A 20,404-nucleotide genomic window follows, 5' to 3' on the forward strand; every position below is an offset into this window, starting at 1 on the left:
GTACTTAGCCGGGAATTCGAGCGATGACCTTGATCTCAAAGTCGAACCCTGCAAGCCAGTTGACGCCGATTGCCGTCCAGTTCGGATACGGCGCTTGCGCGAAGAGTTCACTTTTTACGGCCATTATCGTGCCGAATTGTTTTTCGGGATCGGTATGAAAAGTCGTCACATCAACGATGTCGTCGAGCCCACACCCACCGGCCTCCAGAGTCGCCTCAAGGTTGGCGAATGCCAGACGGACCTGGGCCTCGAAGCCCGGCTCGGGCGAACCATCGCTGCGACTGCCGACCTGGCCGGACACGAACAGCAGGTCACCGGACCTGATCGCTGCGGAATAGGTTTGTGAGGTGTAGAGATCATGTCGACCTGCGGGGAATACGGCGTCACGTACGCTCATGTGGATTATCCTTCTGTTGTTGATGCAAGCACCTTAATGTCCAGAATTGTTGGGATAAACCAGAGAGCTCCGATAACACTGTTTGTGATTCTCAAACAATAGCGATGATGACTCATCGCAAGAAACGACTGTTGCTATCAGATAAGCCCGGACTGTAACTGCCCCCCTCCTCGCCATTCGCTTACTGTCGTGGCTCATCCCTCGGAGCGCTCCCCCATGCCGGATACCGCCAATCTCTACCTGTTCGTGGTGGCTGTCGTGCTTTTGCTGATCGTCCCGGGGCCCAACATGGCCTTTGTCACCAGCCATGCGTTGGCCCACGGCTGGCGTGCCGGCATTGCTGCCGCCCTCGGCATTTCCTTTTCGGACGGGCTGATGACGATGATGGTCAGCGCGGGCATTGGTGCGCTGGTGATGAGCTGGGCGCCGGCGTTCGATCTGCTACGTCTGGCCGGGGCCGGTTATTTGCTGTGGCTTGCCTGGCAAGCACTGAGGACGCCGGCAGCGACTCAGGATAGCCAGCTTCAGGCGGCTTCGCTGTGGAAAATCTTCTGCCGAGGTGCCCTCAACAGCCTCCTGAATCCCAAGGCGCTGCTGTTCTTCATGGTATTCCTGCCCCAGTTCGTCAACGTCAAGGCCGGCGGCGTGACTCTGCAGTTGATCTTCCTCGGAGCATTGCTGGCACTGATTGCCCTCGTCTTCCATACCTTGCTGGGGGTTTGCGCCGCCCTGCTCAGGGCGAAACTGGCAAGCGGCGGGATTTCAAGGCGCCTGGGCACGTATGGTTTTGCCGGGGTCATGACAGCGCTGGCGGCGCGCCTGTTGTTTCTTGACCGCCCGCTTTGACCACTGGCTTCCCTGCGCCAGCGATTGGCCTATGCTTAGCCAATCCATTGCGGAGCTGGATCAATGTCGTCCTCGGAAACCACCCTCCTCCAAAGCTGGCACCACAACGCCCAGCCCTGGATCGAAGCCATCCGCACCGGCGCCATCGAAAGCCGGCTGACGGTCACGGACCAGGCCATGCTGCTGGCGGTTCAGAGCCGCCAGCCTGAGCGTGTGCTGGATTTGGGCTGCGGCGAAGGCTGGTTATTGCGGGCACTGGCTGAACGGGGCATCGAGGCGATCGGTGTGGATGGCGACGCGACGCTGGTCGATGCGGCCCGCGCAGCCGGTTCCTCGCCGGTGCACCTGGCCAGCTATGAAGCGCTGGTGGAGGCGAAGGTGTACGTCGGCTCCGGCTACGACCTGATCTGCGCCAACTTCGCCCTGTTGCACCAGGACATCATTCCGTTGCTCGCTGCAATGAACGCCCTGCTCCGCCCAGGCGGCGCGCTGGTGGTTCAGACGCTGCACCCATGGACCGTGGCGGCGGGCGATTATCAGGACGGTTGGCGAGAAGAAACCTTCGATGGGTTCAAAGGCCAATGGCAACCCATGCCGTGGTATTTCCGCACGTTGTCCAGTTGGCTCAATGCCTTGGACATGGCCGGTTTTCGACTGGCCGGCCTGCAGGAACCGCAGCACCCACAAAGCCCGGTGCCGCAATCGTTGCTATTGGTAGCCGAGCAATCCCCGTCACGGCGTTAGCGACTCGACGGTAAAACACCCCGAGCGATACACCCTGCGCGCCTGCATGCCGCGCTTTTGCAGGGTTTTCCTGACAGTCCTGAGAAACATGCCGTGGGAGACAACGATCGTGATCTTCCCCGGTTCGCCGCAGCTGTTGTAAAGCTCATCGGCCACACCGAGCGCCCGCTGGTGTTCGGCTTTTCTGCTGGCGGCTCCCATTGAAATCCCTAACAACCACAAAATCCTGTGCAGCGCGAACCAATGCCTCAAGCCCATTTTCAAGACGGGAATGCTGCTTAACCGCAGGTCGTATTCGCGTAACCGAGCATCTTTTTGGATACGCGCTACGTCGAATAACCGGCATGCCGTCGCGTAGGCTCTGTTGACGGGCGAGGAAATGATGTTGGCTTCGCTCGCCAAAAGCCCTTGGGACACGTCCGGTTGGCTCAGGAATGCTGTAATCTCAGCCTCATCGATGGATGAGGTCTGGTTGTATTCATCCAGCAGGGTCTTGGCCGAACGCGCATTACAGGGCTTGTAATCGATCAGCGGCGTAGCGTGGCGTATCAGGTAAATCACAGCAACAGCTCCTTTGTTTTCCCGGTAAATCCCTTTCGAAGTGCACCTGTATACAGGCAACGACGCCATTGATCGAGTCTCCATCGCTGTGCATCAGCCCCGCCCCGGGCTCCATGCTGGTGACGGAGTGATGGAACAGTGATTTGTATGCCTCGAACGAGGCTGTTTTCAACTTGAAGGGATACACGATGAACACCGCTCAGCTCTCGATTCAACAGTACATCCGTGCCAAGGACGGCAACCGCCCACACCTGCTGGACCCAGGCCTTTACACCGAGCGCTATTCTGGACATGGTCGTGCGCACTGGTTCCATCGCGTTTCCCGACCACGTCGAAGGCCGAACCGCCATTGGCGATGTGCTGGTCAGTCGCTTTGGCCAGACCTTCGAAAATGTCTACACGTTCTGCCTGGCCGCCCCACCATCGGCAAACGCCGAGGCGTTCCAGTGCAAATGGCTGGTGGCGATGTCCGACAAGAACAGCGGCGAGGCACGCGTCGGTTGTGGCTTGTATGACTGGCAGTTCGATCCAGCATCGAAACTGGTCGAGCGACTGACCATCACCATCGAACACATGAAAACCCTGCCAGCGACCGATCTGCCGATGATCATGGCCTGGGCATCGAGGCTGGAGTACCCATGGTGCCGGCCTGAAGCGGCTATCGATAACGCGCCGGATTTGGGCGAGTTGCAAGAAGTAGCCCGCTACTTGGCTAATACCGGGCAGTGAAGAAAATGAAGCCCGCCTGACCGGGAGTTACCGGCCGGATACCGGCTCGATTTGAGTTAAACCGCGAATTCATTTCGTCATCAGACTTTCACACCTGTGCCATAACGTGGGCGCCGATTGATCCATTCCACTTCAATCGGTGAGCCGCCCACGCGATGCAAAAACTTCTGAAAAACCGCACTTGCGAAGACTCGAACCTCTGGCAACAGGGGCATGACGTGCAGGGCCATGACGTGGTGCACGACGGTGAAATCAACGTTCGGTTTCTATCGCCTGCCGATATCCCCTCACTGCTTGAACTCGAGCAAAGAAAATGGACAGACGATCAGCGTGCCGATGTGTCCACGCTGGCGTCCCGCATCACCGAATTTCCTGCCCTGAGCGTCGGTGCGTTTTGCACGCGTACCGGTACCGCGCTGGCATCGTTGTTCATGAAACCGACCCGACACGAGCTGATGCGCCAGTGCCCAACCTGGGCCGACTGCGCCAGGAAACAGCACGGCGATGAATCCGCCAGAACCGGTACGCTGTTTGGCATCAGTCTGAGCAGTGTCGATCCAAAAGCTGCGAACGCCATTTTTGAGTTCTTCTGGCCCTACGCGCTGAAACACGGCTGGTCAGACGTCTACCTGGGCTCTCCCGTTCCGGGCCTACGCGGCTGGCTGTCGAAGAACCCGGATATCAGCGTCGCCCAGTACGTGCGAAGCAAGCGCCAGGGCCTGCCGCTGGACCCGCAACTGCGCTACTACTTTAAAAAAGGCTTTCGCAAGATTGTCGCCATCAGAGACAACTATTTCCCCCATGAGCCGTCGCTGGATGTGGGCGTGTTGATCCTGGGTAAAGTGCCACTGTCCGGGCTGTCGTTCATATGGAAGAGAGTCCCGCTGCCCTGGTTGCAGCGCATGAAAAAACTGTTCTTCCTATGCCTGTGAACACCTCCCTTGCGCTAGAGAACCCGGCACCAGCGCTGGCTCGCGACAGAAACTTCCGACGCCTGCTGGCTTGTGCCGTGGCCTCGATGCTGGGTGATCAGTTCACCCTGGTCGCCTTCCCCTTGCTCATCATGGTGATATCGCCAGACCCGATGGCACTCGGCTGGGCGTTTGCCGCACTCGCCCTGCCCCGTGCCCTGTTCCTGTTGACGGGCGGCTCGCTGGTTGACCGCTTCGGTGCCCGCTCGATCTGGTCGTTCGGCTGCTACGGCAGTGCACTGGCGTTGTGCGGTCTCGCCTGGGCGGTCTATCACGGTCAGGCCACCTTACCGGTGATCTATGGGGCGGCGGCGCTGCTGGGGTTGTGCAGCGCACTCACACTGCCGGCCGGCAGCGCACTGGTGCCTGGCATCGTGAACGCCCGCGACCTGGAGCGGGCCAACGGCATTCTCCTGGCGCTCAGGCAAGTGACCATCGCGGTCGGCCCGGTGGCCGCCGGCGGTGTCATCGCCAGTGCGTTCTGGCCCTTTGGCCCACGGCCGGCGGCCAACGCAACGCTGGATGGCTATGTCATCGCATTCGTCCTCGATGCGCTCACCTTCGCCTTGTCCGCGTTCGGCCTGCGTGCCTTGCCTGTCCGCCGCACCACGGGTTCCGAAACCAGCGCCGGCACGACAACGGCAGAAGGCCTGCGTTATTTCTTTCAGGATCGACGCCTGCGCACCTACCTGACCTACATGGCCGCCATGACATTACTCATGAGCGGGCCGGTGCAGGTCGCCTTGCCGCTGCTGACCCATGAGCGCTTCACGCCCGAGGCTCCCGCGCTGGGATGGCTGTTCGGGGCGCAGGGGGCCGGCACGCTGGTGGGCATGCTGATGTTTACTGCTCGGCCAAAACTGCGGATGGTCAATCTGGGCGTCACGTTGCTCGCCGTCGACGCCGCCATCGCCTTGCTGCTGATGCCATTGGGCTGGGTCTACGCCCTTTGGCAGGGCGTGGCCTTGTTGTTTGCCATCGGGCTTTGCGGCGGTTTCGTCCAGGTCATGGCGTTTACCTGGTTGCAGCGCTCATTACCGCCCAGGCTGCTTGGGCGCGGCATGAGCCTGTTCATGCTGGTGTTTTTTGGTCTTGCGCCGGTCTCGGCGGCGATTGCGGGCTGGGTTCTGCAATTTGTCTCCATCCAGGCCGTCTTCCTTGCAACCGGCGCGCTGCTTCTGGCAGCCGTATTGATGACTTACTTTGGTTCGGGCCTGAGGAGGCTGTCGGATGTTTAACCCTGTTGAACCTGGACAATCCCACGGGCAGCACGAACATACCGTCGCGCGTGCCCAGTTGCTGGAGTGGGGTCGCCCCGCGCCCTTGCGCTTGCTGGCCAGCACGATGCTGGAGTGGGCGCTCATTTTGGGGACGGCCACCCTGGCCATCCAGTCGCAGACGATTTTCGCCTCGCTGCTGGCCATTGTGTTCATCGCCACCAGGCAGCATGCCTTGCTGATCCTGATGCATGAATATTCACATCGGCAGTTCAGTCGGACTCGCCCCATGCTTAACGACACATTGGGCGATTTCCTGACGGCACTGCCCTTCACTATTACCCTGTTCGGTTTTCGGCGCGACCACGCCGCCCATCATCGGCATACCGCCACTGAGCATGACCCCAACTGGGTGTCATGCACGGGACAGGACCGCTTCAGGTTTCCCAAGTCGGCCTTCGACATGCTCGTCCTGCTGTTTAAACACTGTATTGGGCTGTACAGCATCCACGAGTTCAAAACCGCCCTGGTGACGTCAAAAATGGCCTCGCAGTGCCCGCCCGCCACTCAGTACCGGCAATGGATTTTTGCCGTATTGCTCGCGGCGCTGCTCACTGGCTTCAACCTTTGGCTGGCGGCCCTGGTGTACTGGCTCATACCGATGTTCACGGTGTTGATGGCACTGCTGTATTGGCGCGACGTGGCGGAGCACTTCGCAATGCCTCAGCCCGGCCACGGCGCGTCTCGAACCGTCATTGCCCCTTGGTGGGAACGTCTCTTGATCGCGCCCCACGGAGTCGGCTTTCATGCCGAACATCACCTGTACCCCGCCATACCAGGCTTTCGCCTGCACCAGGTGCACGCCGCGCTCACGAAAGACGAGGCGTATGCCCGAAAAGCCCAGATCACTCATGGCTATTGCACCGGACTGATCCGCGAGATAGCGACCAACGGCACTGCGCATTCAAGCATGAAGGACTGACCCATGGACGTCCCCCAACAGCAAGTCACCGGCCAGCCTGGCGAAGACAACGCTTTCGCGCCCTTCTGGAACGACACACCAATCAAGACCTACTTGTTCGATGCCTTTTCGGTACTGCTCCCTGCCGGCGAACAATTTGTGATTTCGGTGGTGGAGAAAGCCGCCGTGCAACTGCAACAGGCCTCGGTGCTCGCGCACGACTCACGCCGCTTCGTGGCCGAAGAGCGAGCCCACCAACGCGCGCATAGGCTCTACAACCAACAACTGGAAAAACAGGGTTTTGAGGTCAAGCAGTACGAACTCGGGATAGAAAAGGATCTGGCCACACTGCAATCGAAATGGTCGCTGAATGCACAGTTGGCTTTGGCTGCCGCGTTCGAGCACGTGACGGCGGTCATATCCAGGGTCGCCTTGCGTAGGGGGGGTCTGCTCTCGGCCAGGGAAACCTCACAGACACGCCTGTGGCGATGGCATTGCACCGAAGAAGTGGCCCACCAGCACGTCACCACGGACCTGCTGCAGGCGTTGGGTGTCCCCTATTGGCAACGCATTTTCTATTTCCTGGCCGCATCGGCGCTCATGACCTTCGATGTGATTCGGCACCTGCACGGTTTCGCCCGCCTCGACGTTGCCCGCGGCCGCGTCAGCGCCAAACATCTGCGACGAACCACCGGCCATCTGCTGCTGCGCGATGGCGCAAACCTGGTGTTACTGGCCGCCGGGTGGGCAACCTACTTTCTTCCGCTGAAAACAAATACGGCGTCAGGCTGTCAGTGAACTGCAATATCCCCGACTTATTCTGAGTCGAGCGCACTGCGGCGAACGCTGGTTGTGCATGTCGCTCGCTCGGAACGATCCAGGGAATCCGCCATGAAAATCAGTGTATTTGGAAGTGGCTACGTAGGTTTGGTGCAAGCCGCCGTGTTGGCCGAAGTGGGCCATGACGTGGTGTGCATGGACATCGACGAGCGCAAGGTCGACAGCCTGCGCCAAGGCCAAGTGAGCATTTACGAGCCTGGCCTGGCCGCGCTGGTGCGTGAAGGGCTGGAGGCCGGGCGCTTGCATTTTACCTGTGACGAACAGCTTGCCGTGCAGCACGGCCAGGTGCTGTTTATCGCCGTAGGTACGCCTTCCCGGGACGATGGCAGTGCCGATCTGAGCCAGGTCCTGGCCGTCGGCGAGGCCGTCGCCCGCTACCGCGAGCAACCGCTCATTGTGGTGGAAAAGTCCACCGTGCCGGTGGGCACCGGCGACGTTTTGCGGGCGCACATCGACAAGTGCCTGCTCAAGGCCAGTCGCTTGCTGCAGTTCGATATTGTCTCCAACCCCGAGTTCCTCAAGGAAGGCTCGGCGGTCGCCGATTGCCGTCGTCCAGATCGCATCGTGATCGGCTGCGAGCGCGATGAAGTGCGCGACACGATGCGCGACCTGTACGCCCCGTTCAACCGCAACCACGACCGGATCCTGTTCATGGACTTGCGCAGCGCCGAGCTGACCAAATACGCTGCCAACGGCATGTTGGCGACCAAGATCAGCTTCATCAACCAGATCGCCGAACTGGCCGAACAGCTGGGGGCGGACATCGAGTCCGTGCGCCTGGGCATCGGCGCCGACTCACGTATCGGCTACCACTTCATCTACCCAGGATGCGGCTACGGCGGCTCGTGCTTCCCCAAGGACATGCGCGCCCTGATCCACACCGCCGAGCAGGCCCACTGTTCCAGCGACCTGCTGCAAGCGGTGGAAGCCATCAACGGGCGGCAGAAACACAAGCTGTTCGAGCGGATCAACGCGTTCTACCAGGGCGACCTGCGCGGCAAGACCTTCGCCCTATGGGGACTGGCGTTCAAGCCCAACACCGACGACATGCGCGACGCACCGAGCCGCACCCTACTGGAATCGCTGTGGGCCGCGGGGGCCAGCGTCCGTGCGTTTGACCCGGAGGCGATGCAGCAAACGCAATTGCTCTACCCCGACGAGACCCGACTCATGCTGATGGGCACGCCGGAATCGGTGTTGCCGGGGGCCGACGCGCTGGTCATCTGCACCGAATGGCAGCCCTTCAAGGCGCCGGATTTCGAGCTGATCCGGCAGAGGCTCAAGGCCCCGGTGATTTTTGACGGTCGTAACCTGTTCGATCCGGAGCGCATGGCCGACAAGGGCTTTACCTATTTCCCGATGGGTCGCGGGCAGTCGCGCAACCTGCCCATTACCCAGCAAACGTGGTTCCCAGCTTCGAGAAGCGCATGAGTCGCGGCCTTACCTCAAAATTAATGCACTCAAGCAGCATTAATATGAATTTGTAAGCAAGGGGTGTGAACGGCACACTGTGCAGCGTTCCTCCCCCAACTGTTGGAACACTTAAAGGGCTTTCTGGATTTTTCCCGTAAGCCCCTTTTTTTTGTTCGTTTTTTGGACTCTCGCTTAATGCTTTCTCGCTGGTTCCCCGCCGCTATCAATACCCGTCCCACCGAATGGAGCCGCGCCGCCATCGGCATGGCGCTGGGGACGATGTTCAGTGTCTGGCTTTGTGGGCAGGTATTTGGCCTCGAGGTGGCGCAACACCTGATCGGCCCGCTCGGCGCCTCGGCGGTGCTGTTGTTTGCGGTGTCATCGGGCGCCCTCGCCCAGCCCTGGTCGATTGTCGGCGGTTACCTGTGTGCGTCGGTCGTCGCGCTGCTGGTGGCCCATGTATTGGGTCGCACCCTGGGTAGCGCCTGCCTGGCGGCGGGCATGGCGCTGGTATTGATGTGCTGGCTGCGTTGCCTGCACCCGCCGGCAGGCGCCCTGGCGGCGACGCTGGTGCTGGCCGCCCCGTCCATCATTGCCTTGGACTGGCAAGCCGTTGGTGCGGCGATGCTGGCCGGTTCCGGGTTGCTGGCCTTTGCGCTGGCCTATAACAACCTGACGCGGGTGCGTTATCCCAAGCGTGCCAGCGAACCGGCGGCCGTCATACCGGCCGACCACCCTCCCGTCGACCGACAGGCGATCACGGCCGAGGACCTGAAACTGGCCTTGGCGGAAATGGAAGCATTCTTTGACGTCACGCCGGAAGATCTCGAGCAATTGATCCACGTCAGCGAGCGAAATGCCAAGCGCCGCAGCATCACGGAGGTTCTCTCTGGTCGCGGTTGAGCCTGTGGCTGCTATAAATATGCAGACAGGACCTGCACGTATCCCGGTTGTGCAATGCAAATTTGCACTGGTACGATCCAGAACGGGTACGCGCGACACAATTCATAAAGAACAATAAAAGCAGGGAGTTAGCGATGACAGCTCAGGTTTCATCACACGCCGCGCAAACCATCGAAACCGCGGCCTATGAGGTGCTGGTCGAAGTTCGCAATCACATTGGCCACTTGACCCTGAACCGCCCCGCCGGCCTCAATGCCCTCACCCTGGGCATGGTGCGCAGCTTGCAACAACAACTCGATACCTGGGCCCTCGACCCACAGATCCGCGCCGTGGTACTGCGTGGCGCTGGCGACAAGGCGTTTTGCGCCGGCGGAGATATCCGCTCGCTGTACGACAGCCACAAGCAGGGCGACACCCTGCATGAAGATTTCTTCGTCGAGGAATACGCCCTCGACCTGACGATCCACCACTACCGCAAACCGATCCTCGCCTTGATGGACGGCTTCGTGCTGGGTGGCGGCATGGGCCTGGTACAAGGCGCCGACCTGCGGGTCGTGACCGAACGAAGCCGCCTGGCCATGCCGGAAGTCGCCATCGGTTACTTCCCGGACGTGGGCGGCAGTTATTTCCTGCCGCGCATTCCCGGTGAGCTGGGGATCTACCTGGGGGTCAGCGGCGTACAGATCCGAGCCGCCGACGCCTTGTATTGCGGGCTCGCCGACTGGTACCTCGATAGCCGCAAGCTCAAGCAGCTCGACGAACGCCTCGATCGGCTGGAATGGCACGACGCGCCGCTCAAGGACCTGCAAAGCCTGCTGGCCAAACTTGGCCAGCAACAGCTCCCTGCGCCCCCCCTGGCCGACTTGCGGCCGGCCATCGACCATTTTTTTGCCCTGCCCGACGTGCCGAGCATGGTGGAGCAGTTGCGCCAGGTCACCGTCGCCAACAGCCACGAATGGGCGACAAAGACCGCCGACCTGCTGGACAGCCGCTCTCCCCTGGCCATGGCCGTGACCCTGGAAATGCTACGGCGCGGGCGACATTTGAGCCTGGAAAACTGTTTTGCCCTGGAGCTGCATCTGGACCGGCAATGGTTCGAACGCGGTGACCTGATCGAAGGCGTGCGCGCCTTGCTGATCGACAAAGACAAAAGCCCACGCTGGAACCCGCCGACCCTGGAGGCGCTGGACGCCGACCATGTGGCGAGTTTCTTCGACGGCTTCGACGACCACGGGAACTGAGCCATGCACGACCTCGAACTGACCGAAGAACAAGTGATGATCCGCGACATGGCCCGGGACTTCGCCCGTGGTGAAATCGCCCCCCATGCCCAGGCCTGGGAAAAAGCCGGATGGATTGACGACGGCCTGGTGGCGAAGATGGGCGAACTGGGCCTGTTGGGGATGGTGGTGCCGGAAGAATGGGGCGGCACCTACGTCGATTACGTGGCCTATGCCCTGGCGGTAGAGGAAATCTCCGCGGGTGACGGTGCCACCGGGGCGCTGATGAGCATCCACAACTCGGTGGGTTGCGGGCCGGTCCTGAATTTTGGCACCGATGAACAGAAACAGACATGGCTGGCCGACCTCGCCAGTGGCCAGGCCATTGGCTGCTTCTGCCTGACCGAGCCACAGGCCGGCTCCGAAGCCCACAACCTGCGCACCCGGGCCGAACTGCGTGATGGCCAGTGGGTTATCAACGGTGCCAAGCAGTTCGTCAGCAATGGCAAGCGAGCGAAACTGGCCATCGTGTTTGCCGTGACGGACCCGGAGCTGGGCAAGAAAGGCATTTCGGCGTTCCTGGTGCCCACCGATACGCCGGGCTTCATCGTCGATCGCACCGAACACAAAATGGGCATCCGCGCCTCGGACACCTGCGCGGTCACCTTGAGCAATTGCACCATCCCCGAGGCCAACCTGTTGGGGGCTCGCGGTAAAGGCCTGGCGATTGCCCTGTCCAACCTGGAAGGCGGCCGCATCGGCATTGCTGCGCAAGCCTTGGGCATCGCCCGCGCGGCGTTTGAAGCGGCGTTGGCTTACGCGCGCGATCGCGTCCAGTTCGACAAGCCGATCATCGAGCACCAGAGCATCGCCAACCTGCTGGCCGACATGCACACCCGCATCAACGCCACCCGCCTGCTCATCCTCCACGCCGCCCGCCTGCGCAGCGCCGGCAAGCCGTGCCTGTCAGAAGCCTCCCAGGCCAAGCTGTTCGCCTCGGAAATGGCCGAGAAAGTCTGCTCCTCGGCCATACAGATTCATGGTGGCTACGGCTATCTCGAGGATTATCCGGTGGAGCGCTACTACCGCGATGCGCGGATTACCCAGATCTATGAAGGGTCGAGCGAGATACAGCGAATGGTCATCGCCCGGGAACTCAAACATTACCTGGTGTGAGGGCCGAAAAGCATCGCGAGCAAGCTTTGCTCCCACTGAATCTGCGCTGCACACAGAATACTGTGTCAGGTCACGGCCCCTGTGGGAGCAAGGCTTGCCCGCGATAGCGGTGTATCAGTCATTTATAGGCGGAATGTACCGTCGCCTTCGCGAGCAAGCTCGCTCCCACAGGGTCTGATGGCGTACACAAAGGCTGCGTACATCCCAAATTCACTGTGGGAGCGAGCTTGCTCGCGAAAGCGTCAACAGGAACGCCGAATTACTTGTCCTTGAACTCCGCCGCACGCTTGGCCACGAACGCCGCCATCCCTTCCTTCTGATCCTGCGTCGCAAACGCCGCGTGGAATACCCGGCGCTCGAAACGAACGCCTTCGGACAGGCTGACCTCAAAGGCGCGGTTGACGCTTTCCTTGACCATCATGCTGATAGGCACCGACTTGGAGGCGATCAACGCTGCAGTCTTCAGTGCGTCGTCCAGCAGCTCATCAGCTGGTACGATCCGCGCGACGATGCCGCAGCGCTCGGCTTCCACCGCGTCGATGAAGCGCCCGGTCAGGCACATTTCCATGGCCTTGGCCTTGCCCACCGCCCGGGCCAGGCGCTGGGTGCCGCCCATGCCCGGCAGCACACCGAGATTGATCTCCGGCTGACCGAACTTGGCATTGTCTCCGGCCAGGATGAAGTCGCACATCAACGCCAGTTCGCAGCCACCGCCCAAGGCAAAACCGTTCACCGCCGCGATGATCGGCTTGCGGCGGTTGGCCACGCGGTCGCTGTCGCTGAACAGGTCGTCCAGGTAGATCTGCGGGTAGGTCAGCTCGGCCATTTCCTTGATGTCAGCACCGGCGGCAAAGGCTTTTTTCGAGCCGGTCAGCACGATGCAGCCAATCTTCGGATCAGCCTCCAGGCTGTCCAACGCCTGGTTCAGTTCGCTGACGATCTGCGCATTCAAGGCGTTCAATGCCTGGGGACGGTTGAGGGTGATCAGGCCGACGCGGTCCTTGATCTCCAATAAAATCGTTTCGTAGCTCATGCAGGACTCCTGTTCAAAGATTGCGCGAAATGACCATGCGTTGAATGTCGCTGGTGCCTTCGTAGATCTGGCAGACCCGCACGTCGCGGTAGATGCGTTCCAGTGGGAAGTCGTTGAGGTAACCGTAACCGCCCAGGGTCTGCAACGCCATGGAGCAGACCTTTTCGGCCATTTCCGAGGCGAACAGCTTGGCCATGGACGCTTCCACCAACGCCGGCTGGCCGCTGTCCCGCAGGGCGGCGGCGTAGTGCACCATTTGCCGGGCCACGGCGATCTGGGTCGCCATGTCTGCCAGGCGGAACGCCACGGCCTGGTGCTCGATGATCGGCTTGCCGAAACTGGAGCGTTCCCGGGCATAGTCCCGGGCCGCCTCGAACGCCGCGCGGGCCATGCCCACCGCTTGCGCCGCGATGCCCACGCGCCCGCCTTCCAGGTTCGCCAGGGCGATCTTGTAGCCCTCGCCCTCCTCACCCAAGCGATTGCCCACCGGCACCTTCACATCCTCGAAGAGGATCTGGCAGGTGTCGGAGGCGTGCTGGCCGAGTTTGTCTTCGACCCGGGCCACGCTGTAGCCCGGCGAATCGGTCGGCACGATGAACGCACTGATGCCACGCTTGCCGGCGCTCGGATCGGTCACCGCAAACACAATCACCACTCCGGCGTTCTGCCCGGACGTGATGAACTGCTTGCAACCGTTGAGCACGTAATGATCACCCTCCAGCCGCGCCCGCGTCTTGAGGCTGCTGGCGTCCGAACCGGCCTGGGGCTCGGTCAGGGCAAAGGCGCCAAGCATCGCGCCACTGGCCAGGGGCGTGAGGAATTTCGCCTTCTGTTCATCGTTGCCGAACTTGAGGATTGGCACGCAACCCACCGAGTTATGCACACTCATGATGGTCGAGCACGCGCCGTCACCGGCAGCGATTTCCTCCAGAGTCATGGCGTAGGCCAGGTAACCGGTGTCACAACCGCCCCACTGCTCCGGCACCAGCATGCCGAAAAAGCCCAGCTCGGCCATTTCACCGATAGCTTCCCGGGGAAAACGGTGCTCGCGATCCCATTCGGCGGCGAACGGTTTCAAGCGTTCCTCGGCGAATTGCCGGGCCATGTCGCGGATTTGGGTCTGTTCTTCAGTCGGGAGCATGGTGATTCCTTAATACAGGCATTCGACGGCCATGGCCGTGGCTTCGCCGCCGCCAATGCAAATGGCCGCGACGCCGCGCTTGAGCCCCTTCTGGCGCAGGGCTGACAGCAGGGTCACCAGGATTCGTGCGCCAGACGCGCCAATCGGGTGGCCCAGCGCACAGGCGCCGCCGTGGACGTTGACCTTGTCATGGGCGATTTCCAGCTTGCCCATGGTCACCAGGCCCACCACAGCAAAGGCTTCGTTGACTTCGAACAGGTCGACTTGATCCAGCGACCAACCGGTTTTTTGCATCAATTTCTTCACAGCGCCAATCGGTGCGGTGGGAAACAGGCTCGGGGTATCGGCAAACGCCGCATGACCGTGGATCACCGCCAGGGGCTTGAGGCCACGCTGAGCCGCCTGGCTCTGGCGCATCAGCACCAGCGCTGCGGCGCCATCGGAAATGGAACTGGCGTTGGCCGCCGTCACCGTACCGCCCTCGCGGAATGCCGGCTTGAGCGAGGCGATCTTGTCGATCCGCGCTTTCGGCGGCTGCTCATCGTGGCGCACGGTCACTTGCTCTTTGCCGACCATGACCTGCAACGGCACGATCTCGGCATCGAAACTGCCGTCCTTGATCGCCTGCTGGGCGCGGGTGGTGGATGCAATGGCGAACGCATCCTGGGCCTCGCGACTCAAGCCATTGGCCTCGGCGCAATCTTCGGCGAAAGTGCCCATCAGCCGACCTTTGTCGTAGGCGTCTTCCAGACCGTCGAGGAACATGTGGTCAAGCACCCGGCCATGGCCCATCCGGTAACCGCTGCGGGCCCGATCGAGCAGGTACGGCGCGTTGGACATGCTTTCCATGCCGCCGGCCACCACCACTTCGGCGCTGCCGGCGATGAGCATGTCATGGGCGAGGATCGTCGCTTCCATGCCCGAGCCGCACATTTTGTTGAGCGTGGTGCAGCGGGTCGACTTGTCGAGCCCGGCGCCCAGCGCAGCCTGACGCGCCGGTGCCTGGCCAAGGCCGGCGGCGAGCACGCAACCGAACAGCACTTCTTCAACTGCGTCGGGGGCGATGCCGGCACGCTCCACGGCGGCCTTGATAGCAGCGGCACCCAGCTGCGGCGCGCTGAGGCTCTTCAGTTCACCCTGGAAGCCGCCCATGGGGGTACGGACGGCGCTGACGATGACAATAGGATCGTTGGACATCATGAATCCTCCTTATTATTTGGCTGCCATACGCAAGGCACCGTCGAGACGGATCACCTCGCCGTTGAGCATGCTGTTCTCAATGATATGCCTGACCAGCGCCGCGTACTCGGAAGGTTTCCCAAGGCGCGGCGGAAACGGCACGCCAGCGGCCAGGGAGTCGCGTACTTCCGGGGTCATGCCGGCCATCATCGGGGTTTCGAAAATCCCTGGCGCAATGGTCATCACCCGGATACCGAAACGCGCCAGCTCGCGGGCGGCCGGCAACGTCAGGCTGGCGATGGCGCCTTTGGACGCCGCATAAGCCGCCTGGCCGATCTGTCCATCGAAGGCTGCCACCGACGCCGTATTGATGATCACCCCGCGCTCGCCGTCGGCGTCTGCCTCGGTTTCGGCAATGACCGCTGCCGCCAGGCGCAGCAGGTTGAAGCTGCCGATCAGGTTGACGTTGATCACCTGACTGAAGCTGGCCAGGGCGTGGGGACCGTTCTTGCCGAGGATCTTCTCGCCGCGCACGATACCAGCGCAGTTCACCAGGCCATTGAGACCACCGAACGCATCGACCGTGGCCTTGACCGCCGCTTCAGCCGCCGTTTCGTTGCTGATGTCGGCCACCACGCTCTGGCAGCCCAGTTTTTGCGCCTGAGCGGCCACGGCGTCGGCGTTGAGGTCCACCAGCATCACCTTGGCGCCGGCCTTGACCAGCATTTCGCCGGTGGCCGCGCCAAGGCCGGAAGCACCGCCGCTGACGAGGAAAATCTTGTTGTCGATCTGCATCATGGTTTCCTTGGATTCAAGCTGAAACGTTGTGCGCCGCAGCCTCTTGAGCTTTGGCGATCTCTTGGTTGCGCAAGATAAAGCGCTGCAATTTGCCGCTTGGGGTTTTCGGCAAGTCGCTGACAAATTCGATTTCACGGGGATACGCATGGGCCGCCAGGCGCTGACGCACGTGCAGGCGCAATTCTTCGGCCAGCTCCGGTGAGGCACGGTATTGAGTGCTGAGCACCACGAAAGCCTTCACCAACTCGGTGCGCTCCGGGTCGGGCTTGCCGATCACCGCCGCCTCCACCACGGCCGGGTGTTCGATCAGGGCGCTTTCCACGTCGAACGGACCGACCCGGTAGCCGGAGGTGGTGATCACGTCATCGCTGCGGCCGACGAAGCTGATGCTGCCGTCCGGATTCAGCTCCACGGTGTCGCCACTCAAGTAGTAGTCACCGACGAAGGCCTTGGTCGGCCCGCCTGCGTAACCGGCGAACCAGCACATGGGCGACTGGCTGCGGTCCAGCGCGAGAATGCCCGGCTGGCCTACGCCCAGCTCGCGCTGGTTTTCATCCAGCACCACGATCCGATGGCCCGGCGAAGCAAAACCGGCCGCGCCCAGATGCACCGGGTGTTCCAGCCCATGGTGGTTGCACAGCACCATGCCCAGTTCGGTCTGGCCGTAATGGTCGTGGATCACTACGTTCAGGTTGTCGGCGAACCAACGGATCACCTCTGGGTTCAACGGCTCACCGGCGCTGCTGACGATGCGCAGCTTGCCCTTGATCGAGCGGGCGAACTGCTCGCCACCGGCGATCAACAGGCGGTAGGCCGTGGGCGATCCGGTCAGGTTTGTGATGCCGTATTTGTTGATGACCCGGCAGGTGCTTTCCAAGGTGAACGGGCCATCATAGAAGGTAATCGGATGCCCCATCGCCAGCGGCCCGGTCACGCCAAAATAGATGCCGTAGGCCCAACCCGGGTCGGCGACGTTCCAGAAGGCGTCTTCGGGGCGCAGGTCTACCGCGTCACGGGTGTAGCTCTGGAACGCAACAATGGCCTTGAGCGGTACCGACAGCGCCTTGGCAGGTCCCGTGGTGCCGGAGGTGAACATCAGCAGGAACGGGTCTTCGCCAGTGAGCATCAGCGGTTCGCACTGGCTGGAATGGTTCGCCACTTCGGCCCAGAAACTGTAGTCGCCGCGCACGATGCCCTGGCCCTTCTCGCCGCCGACCGTAACGATGGTGGGACAACCGGCGACTTCGTCGAGCTTGGGACGGTTGACCGCATCGGTGACGACCACGCGCGCCCCCGAGCTGCCGAGCCGGTGCTCGATGGCCTTGGGCCCGAACGCGGTGAACAGCGGTTGATACACCGCCCCGATGCGCCAGGTAGCGAGCACCACGATCAACAGTTCAGCGGTGCGCGGCAGCAGGCCGGCCACTTTGTCGCCCTTGCCGACGCCTTGGGCGCGCAGGAAGTTGGCGAACCGCGCGGCGTTTTCCTGCAGGTCACGGTAAGTCCAAGTCGCATCGCTGCCGTCACGGCCCTCCCAGAACAAGGCGATACGCCCCGGCAACGCATGCCGGTCGCAACACTCGACGCAGGCATTGAGCGCCTCGAGCGAGCCGTGCAGTGCGGTGTTGACAGTGTGCAGGTAATCGAACTGCGAAGTGGCGGACGAATAATCGCGCATGACCAGCATCCCTCTGTGGTTTTTATTGGTTGGGGGAACCGTGAATAGCAGGCAAATACTCGCGCCGAAGGGCTATGGCGGCAATGGTCAAAGCTTTCAAGTTGCTTGACTGGTTTGGCCATGGTTTAGGGATGTGGTGTTCTTTAGGCCCTCATCGCGAGCAGGCTCGCTCCCACAGGGGGGCCGTGTCGGATTCGGCGGGATTAGTCCGACTCGTTGAGTATCAGGCTGCGATAATGCCCCGGGTTGGACCCGGACCATTTGCGAAACGCCTTGTAGAAGGAGCTGGCATCGGCAAAGCCCAGGCGCGAGGCGATTTCGACGAAACTGATGGAGGGCTCCGCAAGCCAGGTGATTGCCAGATCCTTGCGCACGCTGTCCTTGAGGCCCTGGTAAGTCTGGCCCTCCTCCGCCAAGCGTCGGCGCAGGGTAGACGCGGATACGCATAGCTGCTGGGCCAGGGCCTCGGTTTCCGGCCACTGTTCGGCAGGCAACTGCCGCAGGTCGTGCCGGATACGGCTGGCCAGGCTTTGCGGGTTGCGGTACTTGACCAGGATGTTGGCCGGGGCCTGGGCCAGGAAGCGCTTGAGCTCATCAGCGTTGCGCCTGATCGGCAGGTCGAGGCATTCGGCGGAGAAAATCATCCGGGTACGAGGCCGGTCAAAACGCAGGTTCTGGGAAAACATCACCCGATAGTCGTCGCAGAAATCCGGCGCCGGGCAACGCAGTTCGACGGAAAGAATGGGAATGCGCCGCCCGGCCAGCCAGCAGGCCACGCCATGGACGATCATCCAGTAGGTGAAATAGGTAAAGGCCCGACGCGGTTCCTGATCGTCTTCCAGCAGCACGATCTCCGCCAGGCTTTGCTGGCGCACCCACTGGGCTGGCAGGTGTTCGAGCATCAGCGACAGAAACCCCAGCCCCGCCGTCAAGCCGCTCGCCAGCGTGGGCTGGGCCATGGCGCACTGGCAGAGAAACGCCAGGCTGCCGGACTTGAGCTTGCGCGGGTCCATGCCAAAAAACTCGTCATCCAGGCGACGGGCGAGCAAACGCCAGAGCCGCGCATAGGCATGGGCCGGGACCCGCGCCTGGGCGTCGTCGAGCAACGCAGGGTCTATGCCGACCTTGCTCAGCACTTCATTGGTAGCCGCTCCGCAGGCGCAGCTTTGCAGCAGCGCCTCACGCACCAACTGGATGGAGATGGTGTCTTTTTTCGACATGGCGCGGGTGTTCACAGGATCCGGTAAAGCAGCCGTTCTATCCGCACCCGGCTGACCCGTTTCAGGAACCTGGCCACGGCCGCGGGGTAATCCGGCAGGTTTTCCAGGTCCAGGTAACCGTCGATCCGGCGCGTGTGGCGGTAGATCTGTTCAAGCTCGGCCTGGCGCGGCGCCAGCAACTCGCCTTTGGGGTCATCCAGCAACAACGCGTTCTCCAGGTCCAGGCGAAAGGCCCGCGGGTTGAGGTTGTTGCCGGTCAGCAAGGTGTAGCGCTCGTCGATCCACATGCCCTTGAGGTGATAGGTGTTGTCCCCGTCACGCCACAGGTGCAGGTTCAATTGGCCGCTGTCGATAGCACGCTGATGGCGTTTGGCGAAGCGCCGCAAGCTGATTTCGTAGAGGTATGGCAGCGCCGCGATGATCTTGAACGGCTCGCTTGGCGGAATGTAGAAGTCGTTGGCCGTCTTGTCGCCAACGATGATGTCGATCTTGACCCCACGGGCCAGGGCGCGATTGAGCTCCCGGGTTACCGCCAGGGGCAGGTTGAAATACGGTGTGCAAATGGTCAGTTGCTGGCGACTGCTGGCGATCAGTTCACCGATCACCCGGCTCAGCGGATTGTTCTTGCCCACGCCCAGCAACGGGCTGACCGACAGGCCACTCTTGTCGAGGCTGCCAACGCTGGTGTCATAGGTCGCGTACTTGAGGCGACTGCGCAGGTCGCCGATGTCCTTGCGCAAACTGCGGGTGCTGGGCAGGTTCGGCAGGTCCAGGCGGTGCACGGCCCTGGAGGTGAGCAGGCCGTGCTGCACCAGGTGATGCATCGAATCGGCCAGTGCCGTGTTCTGCAGCAGGTGATAGCGGTCGTAGCGGTATTTGTCGAACTTGTGCAGGTAGACGTTATTCAAGCTGGCGCCGCTGTAGAGCACACAGTCGTCAATCACGAAGCCTTTCAAGTGCAGCACGCCGAACAGCTCGCGGGTTTGCACCGGCACGCCATAGATCGGCACTTCGCTGGCATGGGTGCGAGTCTGTTCCTGGTACCACGCCGAGTTGCCCGGCTGCTTCTTGGCGCCGATCAGCCCGCGCTGGGCTCGCAGCCAGTCCACCACCACGATCACGTCCAGTTCCGGACGCGCGGCCTTGGCGGCATGCAGCGCATCGAGGATTTCCTGGCCGGCCTCGTCCTGTTGCAAGTACAGCGCGACGATGTAGATGCGCTGGGTGGCCTGGGCGATTTTCTCCAGCAGGCAACGGCGGAATTGGGCAGCACCATCGAGGATGGTCACCGCATCGGCGGTCAGTGCAAAGCTGCGCAGCTTGGGCAGCAGGGAGCGTTTGAAAAGCGACGGCATAGGGCTCGCAAAAGGTCGATTC

General features: G+C 61.7%; 19 protein-coding genes and 1 pseudogene. 11 read left to right on the forward strand and 9 right to left on the reverse strand.

The window, feature by feature from the left end; genetic code table 11:
* Window positions 1-4: 4 nt before the first annotated feature.
* Window positions 5-397, reverse strand: a complete 393-nt coding sequence (locus tag HU749_RS15840) for a RidA family protein (protein ID WP_079303348.1) — start codon at window positions 395-397, stop codon at window positions 5-7.
* Between the two features lie 216 nt (window positions 398-613).
* Between HU749_RS15840 and HU749_RS15845 the strand changes: the two genes are divergently transcribed.
* Window positions 614-1,243: a LysE family translocator gene (locus HU749_RS15845; protein WP_018603937.1), complete on the forward strand. Its 630-nt coding sequence runs from the start codon at window positions 614-616 to the stop codon at window positions 1,241-1,243.
* Window positions 1,244-1,306: 63 nt separating this feature from the next.
* Window positions 1,307-1,987: a class I SAM-dependent methyltransferase gene (locus HU749_RS15850; RefSeq protein ID WP_079303347.1), complete on the forward strand. Its 681-nt coding sequence runs from the start codon at window positions 1,307-1,309 to the stop codon at window positions 1,985-1,987.
* Here HU749_RS15850 and HU749_RS15855 read toward each other — a convergent pair.
* Window positions 1,976-2,617, reverse strand: coding sequence for a histidine phosphatase family protein (locus HU749_RS15855; protein WP_176167059.1), 642 nt, complete (start codon window positions 2,615-2,617; stop codon window positions 1,976-1,978). The two genes, HU749_RS15850 and HU749_RS15855, sit on opposite strands and share 12 nt — an antisense overlap.
* Window positions 2,618-2,736: 119 nt before the next feature.
* Here HU749_RS15855 and HU749_RS15860 point away from each other — a divergent pair.
* From HU749_RS15860 to HU749_RS15900, 9 genes and pseudogenes are all read left to right on the forward strand, one after another.
* Window positions 2,737-3,277: pseudogene (locus HU749_RS15860) on the forward strand (hypothetical protein).
* 155 nt (window positions 3,278-3,432) lie between these two features.
* On the forward strand, window positions 3,433-4,209 hold the full coding sequence (locus HU749_RS15865) for a hypothetical protein (RefSeq protein WP_046062440.1): 777 nt from the start codon (window positions 3,433-3,435) through the stop codon (window positions 4,207-4,209).
* The gene (locus HU749_RS15870) at window positions 4,200-5,486 is read left to right on the forward strand and encodes an MFS transporter (RefSeq protein ID WP_079303346.1); all 1,287 of its coding nucleotides are present in this window, start codon (window positions 4,200-4,202) and stop codon (window positions 5,484-5,486) included. The genes HU749_RS15865 and HU749_RS15870 overlap by 10 nt, the downstream gene beginning before the upstream one ends.
* The gene (locus HU749_RS15875) at window positions 5,479-6,447 is read left to right on the forward strand and encodes a fatty acid desaturase family protein (RefSeq protein WP_079303345.1); all 969 of its coding nucleotides are present in this window, start codon (window positions 5,479-5,481) and stop codon (window positions 6,445-6,447) included. The genes HU749_RS15870 and HU749_RS15875 overlap by 8 nt, the downstream gene beginning before the upstream one ends.
* 3 nt (window positions 6,448-6,450) lie before the next feature.
* Entirely contained in the window at window positions 6,451-7,224 is a 774-nt protein-coding gene (locus tag HU749_RS15880) for a metal-dependent hydrolase (RefSeq protein ID WP_095962752.1), read from the forward strand.
* A gap of 93 nt (window positions 7,225-7,317) precedes the next feature.
* On the forward strand, window positions 7,318-8,697 hold the full coding sequence (locus tag HU749_RS15885; RefSeq protein ID WP_079303343.1) for a UDP-glucose dehydrogenase family protein: 1,380 nt from the start codon (window positions 7,318-7,320) through the stop codon (window positions 8,695-8,697).
* Between the two features lie 177 nt (window positions 8,698-8,874).
* Complete coding sequence (locus HU749_RS15890) at window positions 8,875-9,582, forward strand: HPP family protein (RefSeq protein WP_079303342.1); 708 nt, start codon at window positions 8,875-8,877, stop codon at window positions 9,580-9,582.
* A 134-nt stretch (window positions 9,583-9,716) separates the two neighbouring features.
* Window positions 9,717-10,823, forward strand: coding sequence for an enoyl-CoA hydratase/isomerase family protein (locus HU749_RS15895; RefSeq protein WP_079303341.1), 1,107 nt, complete (start codon window positions 9,717-9,719; stop codon window positions 10,821-10,823).
* Window positions 10,824-10,826: 3 nt separating this feature from the next.
* Window positions 10,827-11,978, forward strand: coding sequence for an acyl-CoA dehydrogenase family protein (locus HU749_RS15900; protein ID WP_003202007.1), 1,152 nt, complete (start codon window positions 10,827-10,829; stop codon window positions 11,976-11,978).
* Between the two features lie 259 nt (window positions 11,979-12,237).
* Here the strand turns inward: HU749_RS15900 and HU749_RS15905 are convergent, their stop codons facing one another.
* The 7 genes from HU749_RS15905 to pssA all read right to left on the reverse strand — a co-directional run bounded on the left by HU749_RS15905 (window position 12,238) and on the right by pssA (window position 20,382).
* Window positions 12,238-13,011 (reverse strand): enoyl-CoA hydratase, encoded by a 774-nt coding sequence (locus tag HU749_RS15905; RefSeq protein WP_186650160.1) that lies wholly within the window; start codon window positions 13,009-13,011, stop codon window positions 12,238-12,240.
* 13 nt (window positions 13,012-13,024) lie between these two features.
* A complete protein-coding gene (locus HU749_RS15910) occupies window positions 13,025-14,152 on the reverse strand; it encodes an acyl-CoA dehydrogenase (protein ID WP_079303339.1) in 1,128 nt (375 codons plus the stop codon).
* Between the two features lie 9 nt (window positions 14,153-14,161).
* On the reverse strand, window positions 14,162-15,352 hold the full coding sequence (locus tag HU749_RS15915; protein ID WP_172436065.1) for an acetyl-CoA C-acyltransferase: 1,191 nt from the start codon (window positions 15,350-15,352) through the stop codon (window positions 14,162-14,164).
* A 12-nt stretch (window positions 15,353-15,364) separates the two neighbouring features.
* Window positions 15,365-16,126 (reverse strand): SDR family NAD(P)-dependent oxidoreductase, encoded by a 762-nt coding sequence (locus tag HU749_RS15920; protein ID WP_079303338.1) that lies wholly within the window; start codon window positions 16,124-16,126, stop codon window positions 15,365-15,367.
* A gap of 16 nt (window positions 16,127-16,142) precedes the next feature.
* On the reverse strand, window positions 16,143-17,807 hold the full coding sequence (locus HU749_RS15925; RefSeq protein WP_095962638.1) for an AMP-binding protein: 1,665 nt from the start codon (window positions 17,805-17,807) through the stop codon (window positions 16,143-16,145).
* 203 nt (window positions 17,808-18,010) lie between these two features.
* Window positions 18,011-19,027: an AraC family transcriptional regulator gene (locus HU749_RS15930; RefSeq protein ID WP_095974365.1), complete on the reverse strand. Its 1,017-nt coding sequence runs from the start codon at window positions 19,025-19,027 to the stop codon at window positions 18,011-18,013.
* A gap of 11 nt (window positions 19,028-19,038) precedes the next feature.
* The gene (gene pssA, locus HU749_RS15935) at window positions 19,039-20,382 is read right to left on the reverse strand and encodes a CDP-diacylglycerol--serine O-phosphatidyltransferase (protein ID WP_095974363.1); all 1,344 of its coding nucleotides are present in this window, start codon (window positions 20,380-20,382) and stop codon (window positions 19,039-19,041) included.
* Window positions 20,383-20,404: the final 22 nt, after the last annotated feature.

The organism is Pseudomonas ogarae, assembly GCF_014268695.2.
GTDB classification, from domain to species: Bacteria; Pseudomonadota; Gammaproteobacteria; order Pseudomonadales; family Pseudomonadaceae; genus Aquipseudomonas; species Aquipseudomonas kilonensis.